This window comes from Collinsella sp. Sow4_D11, from assembly GCF_052116465.1.
Classification (GTDB): domain Bacteria; phylum Actinomycetota; class Coriobacteriia; order Coriobacteriales; family Coriobacteriaceae; genus Collinsella.
This window is the reverse complement of sequence record NZ_JBQKLA010000014.1, coordinates 1-14,097: the sequence shown is the minus strand read 5'-3', so window position 1 is coordinate 14,097 and position 14,097 is coordinate 1. Positions and strand designations below refer to the sequence as shown.

Sequence of the window (14,097 nt, the reverse complement as noted above, 5' to 3'; positions counted from 1 at the left end):
TTTTATAACCTCTTTCAATTTTTTATTTTTTATCTAGTTTGTAGTAATTTGCAATTTTGTATTTTCCTTTTTAATACCTTTCAAATATTCATATAATTCATTTGTTAGTTCTATTGAGTTTGTATCTATAAAAACAGTTAGAAAACCGTCTTCCATATCATTCATTTCATTATCTGCCACAATAGTAATATCATTATTGCCGATATTAATTTCTATATTTAACAGTGTGCCATTTTCTTCATACTCGCTCAAAAATTCTTTAATCATATTTTTATTCATTTTTATAACCTCTTTCAATTTTTTATTTTGTAGGTACAGTGTAACAGCTCTTTAAACAGCTGTCAACAATTTTATTTTAATCATCTAACCAAGCAACAAAAGCAAGGGCGCTTGCCACGACACATACAGGCGCTAAAATCAGCCATGAAACAACCATTATAAAACCTCCTTTCCTGATCTCGTCATAAGCTTATCAAAATATCAAGCGACTGTCAACACTTTTATCTTATCTTTTGAAATATACTTTTCAAGACTAGCTACAAGACTATAAACAGCAGTTAGGCTTCCACAAGTGGCGTAAAAATTGTCGTTTGTATAAATGTTATAAGTCATGTTTTTCAACTTCCTTTCTCTTAACTTGATACCAATATACCATGACGTTTTTTAAATTGCAATAGCTTTGCTAAAAGTTTTTTATTTTATTTTTCGAAAGCTGTCCAAAAAGTCGCCTTATATAGTAGAAAACTTTCAGCGAGACTTCTTCCTGATCTTGTTCAAAAGTCGTCTAAAAGAAGCTTAAAAGCTGTGGAAAAGCCTTGATAATGTTGTGTATAGGCTATGACGTTTTAAGTGAAAACTGTTAAAAAATCCCGGGGTGCATCCTGTGGACAGCTGCTGGAAACCTCGTACGCCTGTCATGATGTTTTAAGTGATTTTTCTTAAAAATCCCGGGGGACTGTTATAAAATTCTGGGGAAATCCATTAGTTAAATGTTATTTTAGGATGGATATGAGTTATTTGAATAGTTTTGTGCTACTTGATGTAGTCTTATTGGCAGCTGTGGCAAAAGCTTGGCCAAGACGTGGTAAGTTTTTATTATGGAGGCTGATTGAAAGGCTGTCAGATGATTTTTAACGGATGATTGTCCAATCTTTGATCTGAAACGTGCTTAGAATGCTCCTCTGACGACGTTAAAAAGCTGTTATAGTGCTATTTTAATAGTTTGTTGAAATAATTTGAAAAATTAAAGGAAAAATTTTTAAAAATTTACTCCATTCCTAGAAAAATAATTTTAAAAATATCCCTTAACTTAGAAAAATATTTTGAAAAATCTGCCTCCAAATTTCTTGGCAAAAATAAAAGACAGCTACCCTTCGGCAACTGTCAAAAAATTATTCTGTAATTGTTACATTTCCATCCAAAAATTCTGTGTAAAATTCTCCTGTCATACTAATACATTCTTCGGGAATATTTGTTAGAGTTTTTAGATCCGACTTTATCCCAAATACTCCAATAGATGGCTGGACTCCTTGTAAGCCTTCCGTACCTTCTGGCACAACTGTAAACTCACTTTCGTAAAATTTTGCCTCATAGTGATCGAGGTCGAACTCCAGAAAAGAGAAAGAAGCTTGTGGAAATTTTACAGTAAATACTTTACGACTTTCTGCTAGGCTGTTACTTACCTTTACAATCTTTCCAACGTAACCACAACGACTTGTATATAGCTTGGTAGATACCTCCAAATTATCCTTGGACTTAATCTTTACAAAATCTCCTACTTTAGGCTCCTTTGTCCCCTGCTGAGCGGCCTTTAACGCTGCTTGAGTCTCTTCTAGGGCTTTAATCATTTCATCCGACTGCTTCATAAAATTACTCAAAGCAACATCTAGGGAAGCTTCTGGATGTTCTACGTACTCGGCCTCTCCATCAGATATGCTAAAAAATCGTGACACCTCATCCGGAAGTTTTACCTCAACTAGGTTGTAACTATCCCAAGGAACTGGGAAAACTTTTCCGACATACTGGTCAATATCTGGGTACCCTCCATTATTCAACAAACGTACATATCTTTGCATAATATCTCCTCCTCTTTCAATAAACCAATCTTACCACGTATCTTGTACAATGTCAACAGCTTTCGTGAATTATTTTCTAAAAGCTCTCCGACCAGCTCCTGTGACAGCGCCGATCCTTCCAAAGGAATACGTGCTGAATGAGCTATTTCAATATGCGAGTCCACAAGCTCTCCGAGAAGCTGTAGCTCGTCTGTTTCAAAAATTCTTAGCTCCATAGCTCTACTATAGCATCTGGAAATTCTTTAGCAGCATCACAGGCTACATGAATGTCTCGGAAAAACATTAAAGATTCGTTAGCCCAGTTCTTTGTAAAGGCTGCCTGATTGTTATTTAGCTTCGTAAGAGTCCATCCCCCGAGGGTTACAATGAAGAGTTCTTCGGTAGGCTCTGGCAACCTACTGTCATCTAAAAGCTCTGGAACAGTTGTATGGAGCCGTTCAGCGATCCTAGCCATCTTTGCAAGGGTTGGTGGAGTATTATTCCGAAAGCCTGTTGAAGAGGTTCCGTCTCCACAGACTTCTACCCAAGACATCTGATGGAGCTGTCGAAGAGCATCCACGTTCTTCCAAAAGGTTCTTGTAATGTTTTCTACATAGGTGTCTTTAGTCATGTCTTCACTCCATCCCCATAGTTTCTAAATAGCTGTTCAGTTGGTCAATGACATTGTAATTAATTTGAATCTGGTCATTGTATCGTGCCACACGTACCCTATAACTTTCTCTCTGAGTACGATTTTCTTCAAATTCAATTCGGTCATTAAGCTGCTCAATCCGTTCATTCAAAGATGCGTTAGCCATGTACAAAGAAGTGATAAGTGGCTTAACTCTTTTTGGAGCTAATTTAACCATTGCGTATGTTTCTGGATTCATTCCAATTCCTCCTTAAACCTCATTAACAATATCTACTCGGACAGCTTTCCCACGTTCTCTCCAACAAGTCTTTCCAACAGCTTCCTCAGGGCTGTGGGCTATCACTACATAACTTCGTGGAGTGCTTTCAAAGTCTAGGTAATAGATTACTTCATACCGCTTCATCATATTCAACATCCTCTCTACTAACTTATGAATTAATCATATCATGACTTTTGGAATCTGTCAACAGTTTTTGCAAAATAAAAAGACAGGAGTTACCCTGCCTCTTTGCCATACTTTTTAACTGCTTTGGTAAACTTCTTACGTGCATCTTTCAGTCGTCTGCCTAGAGTGCTTTTAGAAAGTCCGTTATATCCTTCCAACTTTCTGAGGGATATGCCTTCCAAAACATTCTTCCGGAAGACGTATTCTTCATCAGATCGAAGGTTGCTTCTGTCAATAACTTCTTCAAGCCAAATCCAGTAGTCTTGGTCAACCATGTAGTCTCCATAGACTTTGGAGTTCTCTATCATAGGACTAAATTCCGATTCTAGGAAATAGTCTTCGGTGGCTATCCGCTTCTCTTTTCGATAAGAGTAGAAACTATACTCAAAGCTGCTACACTTAGCATACTTATTGTCTCCAGAAAGACCCCCAGTGGTGTCGTCCTGCATGTAGAAGGTGCTTAAGGCGTGAGCTAAGGTATCTGGAACATCTTCCCCCCAAAGCTTATGAAACAGCTCGTAGGCCTCTTCTACAAACAGCCCTCTGACTTCTGCTGGAAGTTTACTACGTCTTAGGACAACTGTCACAAAGCGTTTGAGATGCAAGGCACACTGCCCTGCTGTCTCAGCTTCTGTAATAGCTCTGTAAAAACCTATCTCATTATACAATGGCATCTAATCAACCTTCCCAAACCTCGCTTTATACTCTTCAATAGCTGCTCTGGCAACTGCTGGCATAGCTTGGAAATCAGCTTCTCCATTATTTAGAATAGTCACGTCCGGCTGAATGAGATCAACCTCAGAATCCCCTTCATTATCTAATTTCAAAGTCTCTCCCAAAGCTTCTGCACGAGCTTGGCGGATCAGTGGGTCAGCATCTACCTTGACTACTAAGAAGCCTTCTTGACTAGCCCAGAGAGCTTCGTTAAAGTAACGTGTGTCAGTGATAATCATTGCTACTGGCTTTCCGAAGCCTTCTGTATTTTCAAAATAATCTCTAATGGCCTCTACTGGACGAATCCAAAAGTTTATATCAATCTCACGAAAAGCATTTCCAAGGGTTACGTAAGCATCCCGAGGCTTCTCGTTGTTGACTAAATGACCGAAGAATTGCTGATAGATTTCTTTTAAGTAGTCTGCAAACGCTACTCGAATAACTTCATAACCCTGTTTGGATAATTCTTGCTCCAAGACGTTTGCAAAAGTGTCTTTGCCAGCCCGGGCAGTTCCTGCTAATGCTATTTTAATCAATTAATCTTCCTCCTTGCTTGTGATGGAAATTCTCCTGTCTTCATAGCTGTGCAATAGGTTTTCCAAGCAAATCGGATAGCTCTAAAAGGAAATGCTAGTAGGCTATCAATCAGCTCCTGCACGAATGTTGCAACAGGTGCTACTAGGATATAGAATAGATACTGCACAAGCTCCATAACAACTTTAAAGATAAAAGCTATTGTTACTTGGACTCTAAACATCATCTCCGACAGCCTCCATAGCTTCCTGCTGCTTCTCATCAAACTCTTTAGCAGCATTGATCTCAGCTTTTGGAATGAGCATAGAAGTCTTTCCAATATGAGTAAGAGCAATTCCAATAGCATCGGTTTCATCTGTGGTCATATCTGATACATCAACGTCTGTGTAGATTTGGATAGCCTCTGCTACGTCTGCTTTAGAGGACTTCCCAGAGCCTGCGACAACCTTCTTAACAGTCGTCGGGCCATACTCATAGTAGCGTGGGTACCCTTCTAATTCCAAGACTAGCTCGAAGGCTGCGAAGAACTTCATATTAATAAATTGAGTAGCCATCCGACAGATTGTCGTCTCCTTAATTACAAAGTCTGGCTTAAACTCATTGAGAAGTCCTGTCATCTCTTCGGCAAATATTCGGAGGCGTTTGCCAGTCTTATCCTTGGAGTTTGTAATAATGTTTGTGGTAAAGACTAACGTAAGGTTACCGTTAGCCTCTTGGTCTAATACTGCTACACCTGTTGAAACAGATGAGATGTCAAAAGCCATGAAACGCATCAATCTTCCTCCTTATGAACCATGATAGAAGCGATGTTGTGGTTGTTTAAATACAGTAGCCCCTCGGTTGTTCCAATGATTACTGCTCCATTTGTATGAAGGTCAGTTAACATCTCCTCAACCTTCGTCTCCGGAAAACCTTCTGAGGCTTCGAAGCTATATGTTTCATAGAAAATGTCGTCCCCAGACTCATTGGAGATAGGGGTTAGATAGGTAATTGTGAAAGTTGTGTAATATGTGATCTTCATAATCTTCCTCCTAGAAATACTCCCAAGTGTACCCTCCATGGCTTTTTCGCTTACCTTTAGCACAAGAGGTTATATGACTTGGGTTAAATCCCCAATCTTTTGCATCAATTATACTGTTAAATAAGATTGGAGTTCCTTCTTTAATAGGTGTAGCGATAACCTTTTTGGAAACGGAAGCTATTCTTCTAAGCTCCCGAGTCCCATAATTAGAGTTCTGCTTGGCGGTTACCCATTCAAGGTTACTGACATGATTATTAAATTTATCCTCGTCAATGTGATTTACTTGGGGATTATTTTCGGGGTTAGGAATAAAAGCTTCTGCCACTAATCGATGAACCAGCTTTCTCTTGCCCGAAATACATACCTGATAATATCCCCTAGCTAATTTATTAGGCTTTAGCAACTTCTTAGAAAGTTTACTATATACATTTCCATGATCGCTTATGGAGTAGTCTGGGAATCCTTGAATCTCTTTCCATTGTTCCATTACACAATATCCTTTCGAATCCGTTCAATCTCTTTGATAGCCTCTTTTTCAAACTTAGTGGAAGCTTCTAACTTAAGTTCCTCTAATTCCCTATAGGTAAGGCTTAAAGCGCAAGCTGTCTTGTAGTCGTTGAATTGGAAATCAGCCAATGAAAGCTTTGGAAATACTCCTTCGTGAGCCATTTCAACAGCTGTGAAGAAACGATTCCGAACCTCTTTCTTCTTCTCTTCTGGAGTCTCCACCCCAAATACTCGGAAATCTGGGTACTTGGCATAGTCTTCCTCAGTCATGTTCCAGCCTTTGTGAGAGGCGTTTACATAGACGATGAGATACTGGTCAAGGTCTTTTAGCATAGCATAGTTAGTAACCTGCCATACGTGTTTGGAGTTAGCTTCCTTCATAGACCAATGACCAGTCGCTGCATAAGTTGTTTGCTTAGACTTAACCTCAAGTCCTACCCGATACTCTTTTCCAGTCTCTGGGTCAGTGTAAATCATAATGCCGTCCAAAGAGCCTCCGGTAATGAAGTTTATCTTACCACTCTTGAACTCTTGGAACGTCGTGGAAAACTCTTCAAACATCGGGTAACCTTCTGGAGTCCTTTCAAATCGGAAGTGGCAAGGCTCTCCAACAAGTCGTTCATAATGCTTCTCCATCATTAAGACATACAACTGCACCATGTCTCCGATAGCTGTACCGATGTTTTGCCAACGATTCTGCCAAGGGCTTACCAAACGCTTGTCTGCATTATTGGTAAACTCTAAGGCATCAATCGCTCGGAGAGTCTGCTCACGAAGACATTTTCCAGTGCCACTTGAACGGAAGAATGGAACGCCTTTCGGAAAGTCTTCAAAGGGGTTGTTGTCAAGAACGTTGATATACTGAGAATAGAGTTGCTTAGTTATTTGTAAGTCTGTGTTAAATCCGGTGGCACAAAAGCGATCAAGCTCCTGTGCAAAGTCTATTGCCATCTTCTGTGCCAAAGTCTGTCCGGAAGCCTTGTTAACTGCTGCTAAACCTTTTGCCATTAAATGTAAACCTCCATGATTAAAATTGTCCAAATTCTATGATAGTTGCTTTCCCAATCAGCTCTTCAAAATGCTGTGAGCGTGGGGTTGTGCCACCGCTTTTGATAACTTCCTTAGCAGCCTCTTTGGACACAGCTTTAATATGATATGTTCGGAATCCACTTACAGGGACTGTTACAATGAAGTCGTCTAGAATAATCTCTCCCGAACGCTGTTCAAGGCTGTGCAAAACGTTTTCTGATTGACTTACCCACTCTAAGTTGGAAACGTCGTTATTCTGCTTGTTGCCATCTTTGTGATTGACTACATCACAGCCTTCCGGTCGGGGTAAGAAAGTCTCTGCCACAGCTCTGTGAATCCTAACATTAATCGTCTGATCTCCGTGAGGGATTCGTACATGTAAGTAGCCAGTATCTTGAGGAGTCAAACACTTATTCGTTTTAATATTTCGAATGACTCCTCGGGTGCTTATGAAATACTTGTCTGACTGGATTCCATTGTATATTAATGGAGCCTCATGAATCGTTTCTACATTAGTCAATAAAGCGACCTCCTCTACCTGTCCCATTATATCACATTTCATCGTCTTTGTCAAGTCTGTCTCTTGCATGGGAGATCGCTAGGGTATGAATACATCCTCCAAAAAACCAGATTAATGCAGCTATTCCTATAACAAAGCCAAGACCTATTGCCACTACTTGGTAATTTGCTAGAACGAAGATGGTTAGTAATAGTAGCAAAATGATGCAAATTGCTATGGTTAGTGCCCCTAAAAACTGTCCAGTAGCTATCAGATAGTCTTTCAAATTAGGCTTCATTGTAGATGTCCTCCAACTCTTTGCGAATCTCGTTAAGTCTCTCTTCCTTACCGTCGTTGTAGTATCCCCAATCAGCCATTACATAAATCATACTGGATTGGAGTTTGGCTACCCTTGCCAACTGGTCTTTCGATAGCTTCTTGAAGTCTTTCAAAGCATATCCAGAAGGCTTACCAGCATCTCGAAAGTCCCTCATCATCGAGTCGTGCTTACCCATTAGCTTGCGCTCCTCGTCGATAAGTTCGAAAGTTTTGATAAGCTTTTCGAATTCCTGCTCGACATCGTGTTTAGCTACTAGAGCATAAAGGGAGTGGTCTAAGAAACGACCGTCTTTACACGTCTTAGATAGCTCTCGCTTAGTTGCTTCCATGATGTAGTCGTTAACCTTCGTAAAGTTCTTGGCGATCTCTTGCTTAATCTCTTCGTTCATTTAATCTTCCTCCTATTTAATATATCTAAAGGATGTACCTTTATATTTGATGCCATATTTTAGCGCCTTAGAAATCCCCGACTGTTTATATTGAGGGTGCTCCTGCATGAAAGGTCTCTGGCCACTGAAATTCATAGTTGAACCATCTTCGAAGGTAACTTCAATAGGTTTTAGATGCCCCTTAGCACACCTCTCAATGCGTGTTCCATGATGTTTATTAGCTAATGGAGTTACCTCTTCGAGATTCTCTAAACAATTATTCTGTGAATCCTCGTCAATATGGTTGAGCTCCTTAGTTAAATCTCTTTCTCCAAGGAACGCCTCATATACAAGATGGTGGATATAGTGAATATATTGCTTACCATCTTTCCATAAACCTACTTTTAGATATCCTTTAGGATGATTTAACGACGACTTAATTATATTACCCTTTTTAAGATACCAAACTTTTCCATTAAATACTTTACGATTCAAACTCCTAACAATCCCTGTATTACTTACCTCATACATACCTTCAAATCCTTTAATTGGCCTCCATTTAACGACCATTAAAAAACTCCTCTCTGTCTACCAACTTGCCCCAGACTTTTCCGATAGCAATGTCAGTCTTGCTCGGAACAATTAATTTAACAGTGTTAATCATGACATCCTCAATGGCTGCTACTTCCTCGGGAGTAACGTCTTTTGGAACTTTGAATAAGACCTCATCGTGGATTTGGGCAAGCAGATTAAAGCAACGCTTCTTGCCACGTCTTTCGGACAGCTCCTGCAACTTCGGAACCATTGCAACGATTACTTGCTTAGTTTGGCAAGCAGCTCCTCCTTGGACTTTGAAATTAGTTGTCTGGCGGAGTGCTCTGTTAACCATTGAACGAGTCTTCTTATCTTCTGGAGTTAAGTCATTCCAAGCCTTCTTAAGGACGCTGAAATCCTCTTGCACAAACCGTCTGCGAGTCCCCCAAAGAGTTTCTACATAGCGGTTCTTCTTAACCTCTTCTTGGTTATCTTTTATCCATCGATCAACCTCCGGATAGGCTTTGAAGAAGTCGTCAATCATCTTCTGTCCTTCATCCTTGGATACTCCCAAAGACTCTGCCAAAGACCATGCCGACATTCCATACATGATAGCTAATACAACGACTTTGGTACGTTTACGCCAGATGGAGCCATCTCCACACTCTTCGATAGGTTTATTAAAGATTGCCGAAGCCATTTCAGAGTATAGATCACGAGCCTGTTGATAGACTTCAATAAGAGCCTTACACTTAGACATATGAGTCATGAGCCTTGGCTCCTGCTGTGAGAAGTCTGCCGACATGATTAACGAATCTTCTCCAATACCGAACATGTTACGAGCCTTGTAAGGTTGCTGTTGGAGGTTTGGGTTAGCTGCGGCATAGCGTAGAGTTACTGTACCAACCTGTTTGAAGTCTCCGTGCAGCTTTCCGTCGGGCTCTATGAAGTCTTTAATCTTATCTACAAAGGCTGATAAATGCTTGCTCTCATCCTTCCAATCAAGAATCAACTGGACTTCTTCGTGATGCTTGGCAATGGCTTTCAGAGCATCTGAGTCGGCTGGCAGAGAGTCTCCGACAGTTTCTCCATTAACTACCCGAGGATTGATTAAAAGCTTCTTGCCTTCAACTAAAGCAAACTTACGGTTGTTGCTAATGTAATGGTCGTCAAAGCCTACATGACCACTGAGGATAGACTTCTTATCACGTGTCACATACTTGCTCCAATCATTGTCAAAGTACAACATCTTAGACAACTGCTGTGGAGAGCCAATGTTAACGTCCCCGAAAGTCTCCTGAATAGCCTCTTGGAGTTCGTCCAAGTGCTTGTAGCCTTCCTCACGCTGTTTGGCTACTTCTCTCTCATCAATTACAAAGCCTTCTGACTCCATGATGAAAGTAGCTTTGATACATGGATGTTCAATACGCTCATAATACTTCTTAATTTTTGCAAAGCTAGACTTATTAAGAATGTTCATCTGCCATTCAAAGAGCAAGAAGCCTACGTAAGTATCCTTTGCACCATACCATCTAGCGGCATCCAATGGAACGTAGCCAAACTTTGCATCTTTTCCGAACAGCTCCCCGAAGGTATCAGACGGAATCTTCAAGAAGTATTCTGCAAGGTTCTTCAACTGATATCCGACTCCGCTTGGAAATGCAGGTGTCCGAACGTCGCTTAAGTTCTCATTCAATAGCTTCATAATAACCATTGTATCGTGTGGCATATGAGTTGCTTCGATGTCTAAGGCAGCCTTTACCAAGCCTAAGTCAAAAGTGGCGTTATGCCAGATGGAGTTCTTAGGGCTGTGGAACAGCTTTTCGATGAGATGGTAGGACAGCCCTTTGCTGACGTTCCGAGGATCTTCGACAAACTCTCCAGTAGCCGTCTCCTTGTAATGGAGGATTGGTAAGTATCCATTGACAAGCTTTCCATTGAATCGGTAGGTTAGTGAGAAGCCTGCTATCTGCTCTCGATACTTGTATTTACCACCGTTATCTCCGACTGTTTCAAAGTCCATTGCAAAGTAGTCGTCGTCAGCATTCAGACAGTTATCAACCCACTGTTCGGCATCTTCTTGAGAGATCAGTGGATACTTTTCCCACTCTTTAGTAGCCATTTCCTCAATCTTTTCCTTACGTTCAGCCTCTTGGATAGCTTTGTAAAGGCGTAGTGCCTCAGCTTTGGTAAAGGCTTTGGACTCTTTGCCAGCTTCTCGGCCAATCTTTCCTTCCTTAAACCATTCCTCCACCTTTTGGAGTCTTGCCAAGTCTGTAGGAGAGTTCTTACGGCTGTAGATAAGCTCCCACGACTCTTCCATAGTTGGTATTTCCTTTGCCTTAGAGGCTTTCTTAATCTTTTCCTTAGCTTTATTATCTTCGGTAACTGATGTCACATTCACTGAGATCTTCATACAGTTTGTCCCCTTTCGTTTACCTTCTTATAATAGCACATAAAAAGAGCCCTGTCAAGAGCTCTTCCAAAGATTATTTATTAGATTTATAAAATGTCATACGGAATAGGTCGATGAAGTCTCCGATGTCAAGGTCTTCCTCAAAGTCATCTATAGTAGTGATCGCTTGGAATCCACCGTCACCTTCAATGAAAACTCCTGTTGTTCGATGGTGGAATGATTCAACAGCTTCCTTAATCATTTCAAAAGCTTCCTGCCAGCTAATCTCAATGTAGTCTGGAATCAGGTAGTAGGTAGTTCCAACAGTTACTTCGGTAATACCTACTAACCTGTCATTGGACTTCCATTTAAGAACCTTTTGACTGTCTGCTTGAGGCTCTGTTTGAGTACTTACATAAAGCTCGCTTCCATAGTCTGTTTCGAAGCGTGTTCCCACAGGCGTGTCAGGCAGCTGTTCAATAATGTCTACTAAAGATAATGCTTTATTCATATAATCACTCTCCACGTCCGAATTGTTTTTTGAGTCGTTTAACTTCCTTGTCATACTCGTTGGCAAGGTCTTCTCGCTTTTCCTCATAACTACTTACCTGCAACCATCCCCCAGTAGGATCATCCCAATCGCCACCATAACAGTAGTAGTTCATGATATTGCTTTTTCCGTCTATGAAGTTACTCTCAGAGTCAGCAAACTCATCACTGTAACAAAGGTCGTCCAAATACGCTGCTCGGTTCTCTGGAGTATCTTCTGCTACCCAGCTCTCCCGAAGCTCTTCACCATCGCCCTTACCATACGTCACATATACTTCAAACAGTTTCTTAACCATACTTAACAATCTCCCCTCCAAAATCTTCTTGTAGCATTAAAGCATCTCTGTAATTCCATGGCTCAAGGTAGTCTGAAAGTGTTAGTACATAGCTTCTCATATAGCCGTACTCATCTTCCCGATCAGGCATCCACCGATAAGTCATTGAAGTACGTTCTGAATCTACTTCGAATGATTTTGCAAACTTCGTGCCAAACCTTACAGCAACCTTTGGAGCATGTACTACGTAGCCGTCCATAAGTGCTCGAAGGATATGAAAACGAGTCTCTCCTCCAAACATATTATGATACTTCTTAGGATCTTCCCCGAAGTCATATTTTTCTCCAGTAGATCCTTCTACCCAATGCCCCCAACCAACATTACAAATACGTCGTGCAGCATCCTCTTTATCATTCATAGTCCAGATGCCTCCCCTTTGGAAGCTCTCCAAATAGTCTGCAATAGCTTCTGGGATAACTACCTTTCCTCCTACAGTGCTCCATAATCTTCTTGAACTATATTCTCTCATTACTCTTCCTCCTCCACTTTCTCAACGTGACAAATATCAATCTCTGATAAAAAAAACGTGCTCATTAATTTCTATATCTTCTAGTGCATTGTCAATTGCAGACTGTATAGAATTAGTTACTACTACACAGTAATCAGTGAATTGTGACCCAATTAAACGGTAGTATATATGGTATTTATTCATCTTTCTTCCTCCTCTAAATGTAGTGGCTTACCAGTCAGTGTAGTAAGCTTTTTACCGTTTATTAAAATAGCTTTCCGAACGTCTTCCGCAGTATATGGAATTAGCTCATACATAACTGTTGTAGAGACTTGGAAAGTCGTTCTGAATAGCCGTACAACATCCTCCATCGACCATCCCTCAGATTCGATATCGTCCTTAATCAGCCCTCGGATAACTTCTGGAGTCGTTTCCAAAGCCTCTGCAATGTCCTCTAAATTCATCCCAGTATCTGCCAGTCGTGCAATGGAGTATAAAGAAGCCTTCTCCCAGCCTCTGCTAATGATTCTGGCATGAGCTACTTCATCAGCTATCTTACCTAGCTCAGTAATCTCCTTACACAGTTTGCATGCCTTATTTTTGCAAGCTGCGAAAGAGACTTTCGTAGGGACTTTCAGAAACTCTCCGGAGTCTTTGTCATAGACTACTTGGAAGTTATGTGATTCAATTTTATTACCAATCAAGGCCAAGTCGTTTTCATGAGCCTTGTAGAATGTTTTCATACGTTGTGCATATGTCATTTAAAATTCCTCCAATCAACTTATGAATTAATCATAACATCAATTAGAGGAATTGTCAATACTATTTCTTATTTATTTTTCGAAGCTTGTACGAAGGGATTGCCCAGTATACTAACAAAGCTACTACGAAAACTACTACCACGACTGCTCCAAAAGCCCATTCAAAAAACTTGCTCCAAGCCCAGAGCTTTAACATAAATTCTACCATTATTCGTCCTCCTCATATTTCTGTACTTTAGCCAGCTCTGAAAAGACTTCCGAAGCTGTTTCATACATACTATAAACAGAGTAGCCTTCTGGATTTGTATAGCATACGCTCCAGCGATATTCTCCATCATCAACTCTTGCCACGCTTACTGACCAGTTGTTGGAAAAGGTTGTTACAAAAAGTGGATTCTTAACTGCTTTCATATTTGTACCCCTTCTTTGAAAAAGTCTACTCTATACTTCATTTAACATTCTCCTTTAAAATTCAATATCGTCTGCAAACAACTCTTCTACGACTTGCTGACTGTTCTCCTCAATATACCCAATGGAAGGTAAGAATATTCCTTCTATGCCTTCTCCCTCGCCTCCGGAACGGCCTTTGGAAACTTCTAGCCCAAAGATTCCATCACAGCTGTCGAAAGCTAACACAATAGCTGCATCCTCCAGCAAGGCTTTCGTCTTCTTAACTTGGCTACGCTTTGGAATGTTTAGCTCACGCTCATCGCCACGCTTCTCGGAGTCGTCTTCCTCAGCCTGTGTAATAACGTGCATAACAACTTTTGTACGTCCGGCAAGCTTTCGAAGAGCTTTGGAAGTAGCTGCGGCATCTCCTCCGTTAGTTTTTGAGGTATTCTTCTCGTAGTCCATGTAGTAAGCTGGGTCAACGATTACTACATCTGCTTCACTCTCTACAATGTCTCTTTCC

General features: G+C 40.6%; 22 protein-coding genes. All 22 read right to left on the bottom strand.

Features of this window, described 5'->3' with window-relative positions; translation table 11 throughout:
* Window positions 1-33 precede the first annotated feature (33 nt).
* A complete protein-coding gene (locus tag ACTQ40_RS06900; protein ID WP_441563683.1) occupies window positions 34-267 on the bottom strand; it encodes a hypothetical protein in 234 nt (77 codons plus the stop codon).
* Window positions 268-1,391: 1,124 nt separating this feature from the next.
* Window positions 1,392-2,075, bottom strand: coding sequence for a hypothetical protein (locus ACTQ40_RS06895; RefSeq protein ID WP_441563682.1), 684 nt, complete (start codon window positions 2,073-2,075; stop codon window positions 1,392-1,394).
* A complete protein-coding gene (locus ACTQ40_RS06890; RefSeq protein WP_441563681.1) occupies window positions 2,051-2,290 on the bottom strand; it encodes a hypothetical protein in 240 nt (79 codons plus the stop codon). The genes ACTQ40_RS06895 and ACTQ40_RS06890 overlap by 25 nt, the downstream gene beginning before the upstream one ends.
* The gene (locus ACTQ40_RS06885; protein ID WP_441541149.1) at window positions 2,281-2,685 is read right to left on the bottom strand and encodes a hypothetical protein; all 405 of its coding nucleotides are present in this window, start codon (window positions 2,683-2,685) and stop codon (window positions 2,281-2,283) included. The genes ACTQ40_RS06890 and ACTQ40_RS06885 overlap by 10 nt, the downstream gene beginning before the upstream one ends.
* 4 nt (window positions 2,686-2,689) lie before the next feature.
* A complete protein-coding gene (locus tag ACTQ40_RS06880) occupies window positions 2,690-2,944 on the bottom strand; it encodes a hypothetical protein (RefSeq protein ID WP_441541147.1) in 255 nt (84 codons plus the stop codon).
* A 257-nt stretch (window positions 2,945-3,201) separates the two neighbouring features.
* Window positions 3,202-3,825 (bottom strand): hypothetical protein, encoded by a 624-nt coding sequence (locus tag ACTQ40_RS06875; RefSeq protein WP_441541145.1) that lies wholly within the window; start codon window positions 3,823-3,825, stop codon window positions 3,202-3,204.
* Window positions 3,826-4,401, bottom strand: a complete 576-nt coding sequence (locus tag ACTQ40_RS06870) for a hypothetical protein (protein WP_441563680.1) — start codon at window positions 4,399-4,401, stop codon at window positions 3,826-3,828. It lies immediately after the preceding gene.
* A 213-nt stretch (window positions 4,402-4,614) separates the two neighbouring features.
* Window positions 4,615-5,163 (bottom strand): crossover junction endodeoxyribonuclease RuvC, encoded by a 549-nt coding sequence (locus tag ACTQ40_RS06865; protein WP_441563679.1) that lies wholly within the window; start codon window positions 5,161-5,163, stop codon window positions 4,615-4,617.
* Between the two features lie 8 nt (window positions 5,164-5,171).
* Window positions 5,172-5,420: a hypothetical protein gene (locus tag ACTQ40_RS06860; RefSeq protein ID WP_441541141.1), complete on the bottom strand. Its 249-nt coding sequence runs from the start codon at window positions 5,418-5,420 to the stop codon at window positions 5,172-5,174.
* A gap of 10 nt (window positions 5,421-5,430) precedes the next feature.
* The gene (locus ACTQ40_RS06855) at window positions 5,431-5,907 is read right to left on the bottom strand and encodes an NUMOD4 domain-containing protein (RefSeq protein WP_441541139.1); all 477 of its coding nucleotides are present in this window, start codon (window positions 5,905-5,907) and stop codon (window positions 5,431-5,433) included.
* Window positions 5,907-6,968, bottom strand: coding sequence for a hypothetical protein (locus tag ACTQ40_RS06850; protein ID WP_441563678.1), 1,062 nt, complete (start codon window positions 6,966-6,968; stop codon window positions 5,907-5,909). The genes ACTQ40_RS06855 and ACTQ40_RS06850 overlap by 1 nt, the downstream gene beginning before the upstream one ends.
* Window positions 6,955-7,503: an HNH endonuclease signature motif containing protein gene (locus ACTQ40_RS06845; RefSeq protein ID WP_441541135.1), complete on the bottom strand. Its 549-nt coding sequence runs from the start codon at window positions 7,501-7,503 to the stop codon at window positions 6,955-6,957. The genes ACTQ40_RS06850 and ACTQ40_RS06845 overlap by 14 nt, the downstream gene beginning before the upstream one ends.
* A gap of 4 nt (window positions 7,504-7,507) precedes the next feature.
* Window positions 7,508-7,753 carry a hypothetical protein gene (locus ACTQ40_RS06840; protein ID WP_441541133.1) on the bottom strand — a complete coding sequence of 82 codons (246 nt, stop codon included), beginning with the start codon at window positions 7,751-7,753 and terminating at the stop codon, window positions 7,508-7,510.
* Window positions 7,743-8,183: a hypothetical protein gene (locus tag ACTQ40_RS06835; RefSeq protein WP_441541131.1), complete on the bottom strand. Its 441-nt coding sequence runs from the start codon at window positions 8,181-8,183 to the stop codon at window positions 7,743-7,745. Before ACTQ40_RS06835 ends, ACTQ40_RS06840 begins: the two co-directional genes overlap by 11 nt.
* Before the next feature lie 12 nt (window positions 8,184-8,195).
* A complete protein-coding gene (locus ACTQ40_RS06830; RefSeq protein ID WP_441541129.1) occupies window positions 8,196-8,732 on the bottom strand; it encodes an NUMOD4 domain-containing protein in 537 nt (178 codons plus the stop codon).
* A complete protein-coding gene (locus ACTQ40_RS06825; protein WP_441541127.1) occupies window positions 8,722-11,112 on the bottom strand; it encodes a DNA polymerase in 2,391 nt (796 codons plus the stop codon). Before ACTQ40_RS06825 ends, ACTQ40_RS06830 begins: the two co-directional genes overlap by 11 nt.
* A gap of 73 nt (window positions 11,113-11,185) precedes the next feature.
* The gene (locus ACTQ40_RS06820; RefSeq protein ID WP_441563677.1) at window positions 11,186-11,602 is read right to left on the bottom strand and encodes a hypothetical protein; all 417 of its coding nucleotides are present in this window, start codon (window positions 11,600-11,602) and stop codon (window positions 11,186-11,188) included.
* A 4-nt stretch (window positions 11,603-11,606) separates the two neighbouring features.
* Window positions 11,607-11,936: a hypothetical protein gene (locus tag ACTQ40_RS06815; protein WP_441563676.1), complete on the bottom strand. Its 330-nt coding sequence runs from the start codon at window positions 11,934-11,936 to the stop codon at window positions 11,607-11,609.
* Window positions 11,929-12,444, bottom strand: coding sequence for a hypothetical protein (locus ACTQ40_RS06810; protein WP_441541121.1), 516 nt, complete (start codon window positions 12,442-12,444; stop codon window positions 11,929-11,931). The genes ACTQ40_RS06815 and ACTQ40_RS06810 overlap by 8 nt, the downstream gene beginning before the upstream one ends.
* 179 nt (window positions 12,445-12,623) lie before the next feature.
* Entirely contained in the window at window positions 12,624-13,166 is a 543-nt protein-coding gene (locus ACTQ40_RS06805; RefSeq protein ID WP_441563675.1) for a hypothetical protein, read from the bottom strand.
* A 225-nt stretch (window positions 13,167-13,391) separates the two neighbouring features.
* Window positions 13,392-13,595, bottom strand: coding sequence for a hypothetical protein (locus tag ACTQ40_RS06800; protein ID WP_441541115.1), 204 nt, complete (start codon window positions 13,593-13,595; stop codon window positions 13,392-13,394).
* A 54-nt stretch (window positions 13,596-13,649) separates the two neighbouring features.
* Window positions 13,650-14,097, bottom strand: a 448-nt coding sequence (locus tag ACTQ40_RS06795) for a hypothetical protein (RefSeq protein ID WP_441563674.1), incomplete at its 5' end; no start/stop codon positions are given.

Coding starts and splice junctions, on each gene's coding strand:
- ACTQ40_RS06855 (WP_441541139.1), bottom strand. CDS start 5,907: ATGGAACAATGGAAAGAGATTCAAGGATTCCCAGACTACTCCATAAGC.
- ACTQ40_RS06865 (WP_441563679.1), bottom strand. CDS start 5,163: ATGGCTTTTGACATCTCATCTGTTTCAACAGGTGTAGCAGTATTAGAC.
- ACTQ40_RS06835 (WP_441541131.1), bottom strand. CDS start 8,183: ATGAACGAAGAGATTAAGCAAGAGATCGCCAAGAACTTTACGAAGGTT.
- ACTQ40_RS06820 (WP_441563677.1), bottom strand. CDS start 11,602: ATGAATAAAGCATTATCTTTAGTAGACATTATTGAACAGCTGCCTGAC.
- ACTQ40_RS06830 (WP_441541129.1), bottom strand. CDS start 8,732: ATGGTCGTTAAATGGAGGCCAATTAAAGGATTTGAAGGTATGTATGAG.
- ACTQ40_RS06900 (WP_441563683.1), bottom strand. CDS start 267: ATGATTAAAGAATTTTTGAGCGAGTATGAAGAAAATGGCACACTGTTA.
- ACTQ40_RS06800 (WP_441541115.1), bottom strand. CDS start 13,595: ATGAAAGCAGTTAAGAATCCACTTTTTGTAACAACCTTTTCCAACAAC.
- ACTQ40_RS06810 (WP_441541121.1), bottom strand. CDS start 12,444: ATGAGAGAATATAGTTCAAGAAGATTATGGAGCACTGTAGGAGGAAAG.
- ACTQ40_RS06815 (WP_441563676.1), bottom strand. CDS start 11,936: ATGGTTAAGAAACTGTTTGAAGTATATGTGACGTATGGTAAGGGCGAT.
- ACTQ40_RS06825 (WP_441541127.1), bottom strand. CDS start 11,112: ATGAAGATCTCAGTGAATGTGACATCAGTTACCGAAGATAATAAAGCT.
- ACTQ40_RS06880 (WP_441541147.1), bottom strand. CDS start 2,944: ATGAATCCAGAAACATACGCAATGGTTAAATTAGCTCCAAAAAGAGTT.
- ACTQ40_RS06805 (WP_441563675.1), bottom strand. CDS start 13,166: ATGAAAACATTCTACAAGGCTCATGAAAACGACTTGGCCTTGATTGGT.
- ACTQ40_RS06895 (WP_441563682.1), bottom strand. CDS start 2,075: ATGCAAAGATATGTACGTTTGTTGAATAATGGAGGGTACCCAGATATT.
- ACTQ40_RS06860 (WP_441541141.1), bottom strand. CDS start 5,420: ATGAAGATCACATATTACACAACTTTCACAATTACCTATCTAACCCCT.
- ACTQ40_RS06890 (WP_441563681.1), bottom strand. CDS start 2,290: ATGGAGCTAAGAATTTTTGAAACAGACGAGCTACAGCTTCTCGGAGAG.
- ACTQ40_RS06875 (WP_441541145.1), bottom strand. CDS start 3,825: ATGCCATTGTATAATGAGATAGGTTTTTACAGAGCTATTACAGAAGCT.
- ACTQ40_RS06840 (WP_441541133.1), bottom strand. CDS start 7,753: ATGAAGCCTAATTTGAAAGACTATCTGATAGCTACTGGACAGTTTTTA.
- ACTQ40_RS06845 (WP_441541135.1), bottom strand. CDS start 7,503: ATGGGACAGGTAGAGGAGGTCGCTTTATTGACTAATGTAGAAACGATT.
- ACTQ40_RS06885 (WP_441541149.1), bottom strand. CDS start 2,685: ATGACTAAAGACACCTATGTAGAAAACATTACAAGAACCTTTTGGAAG.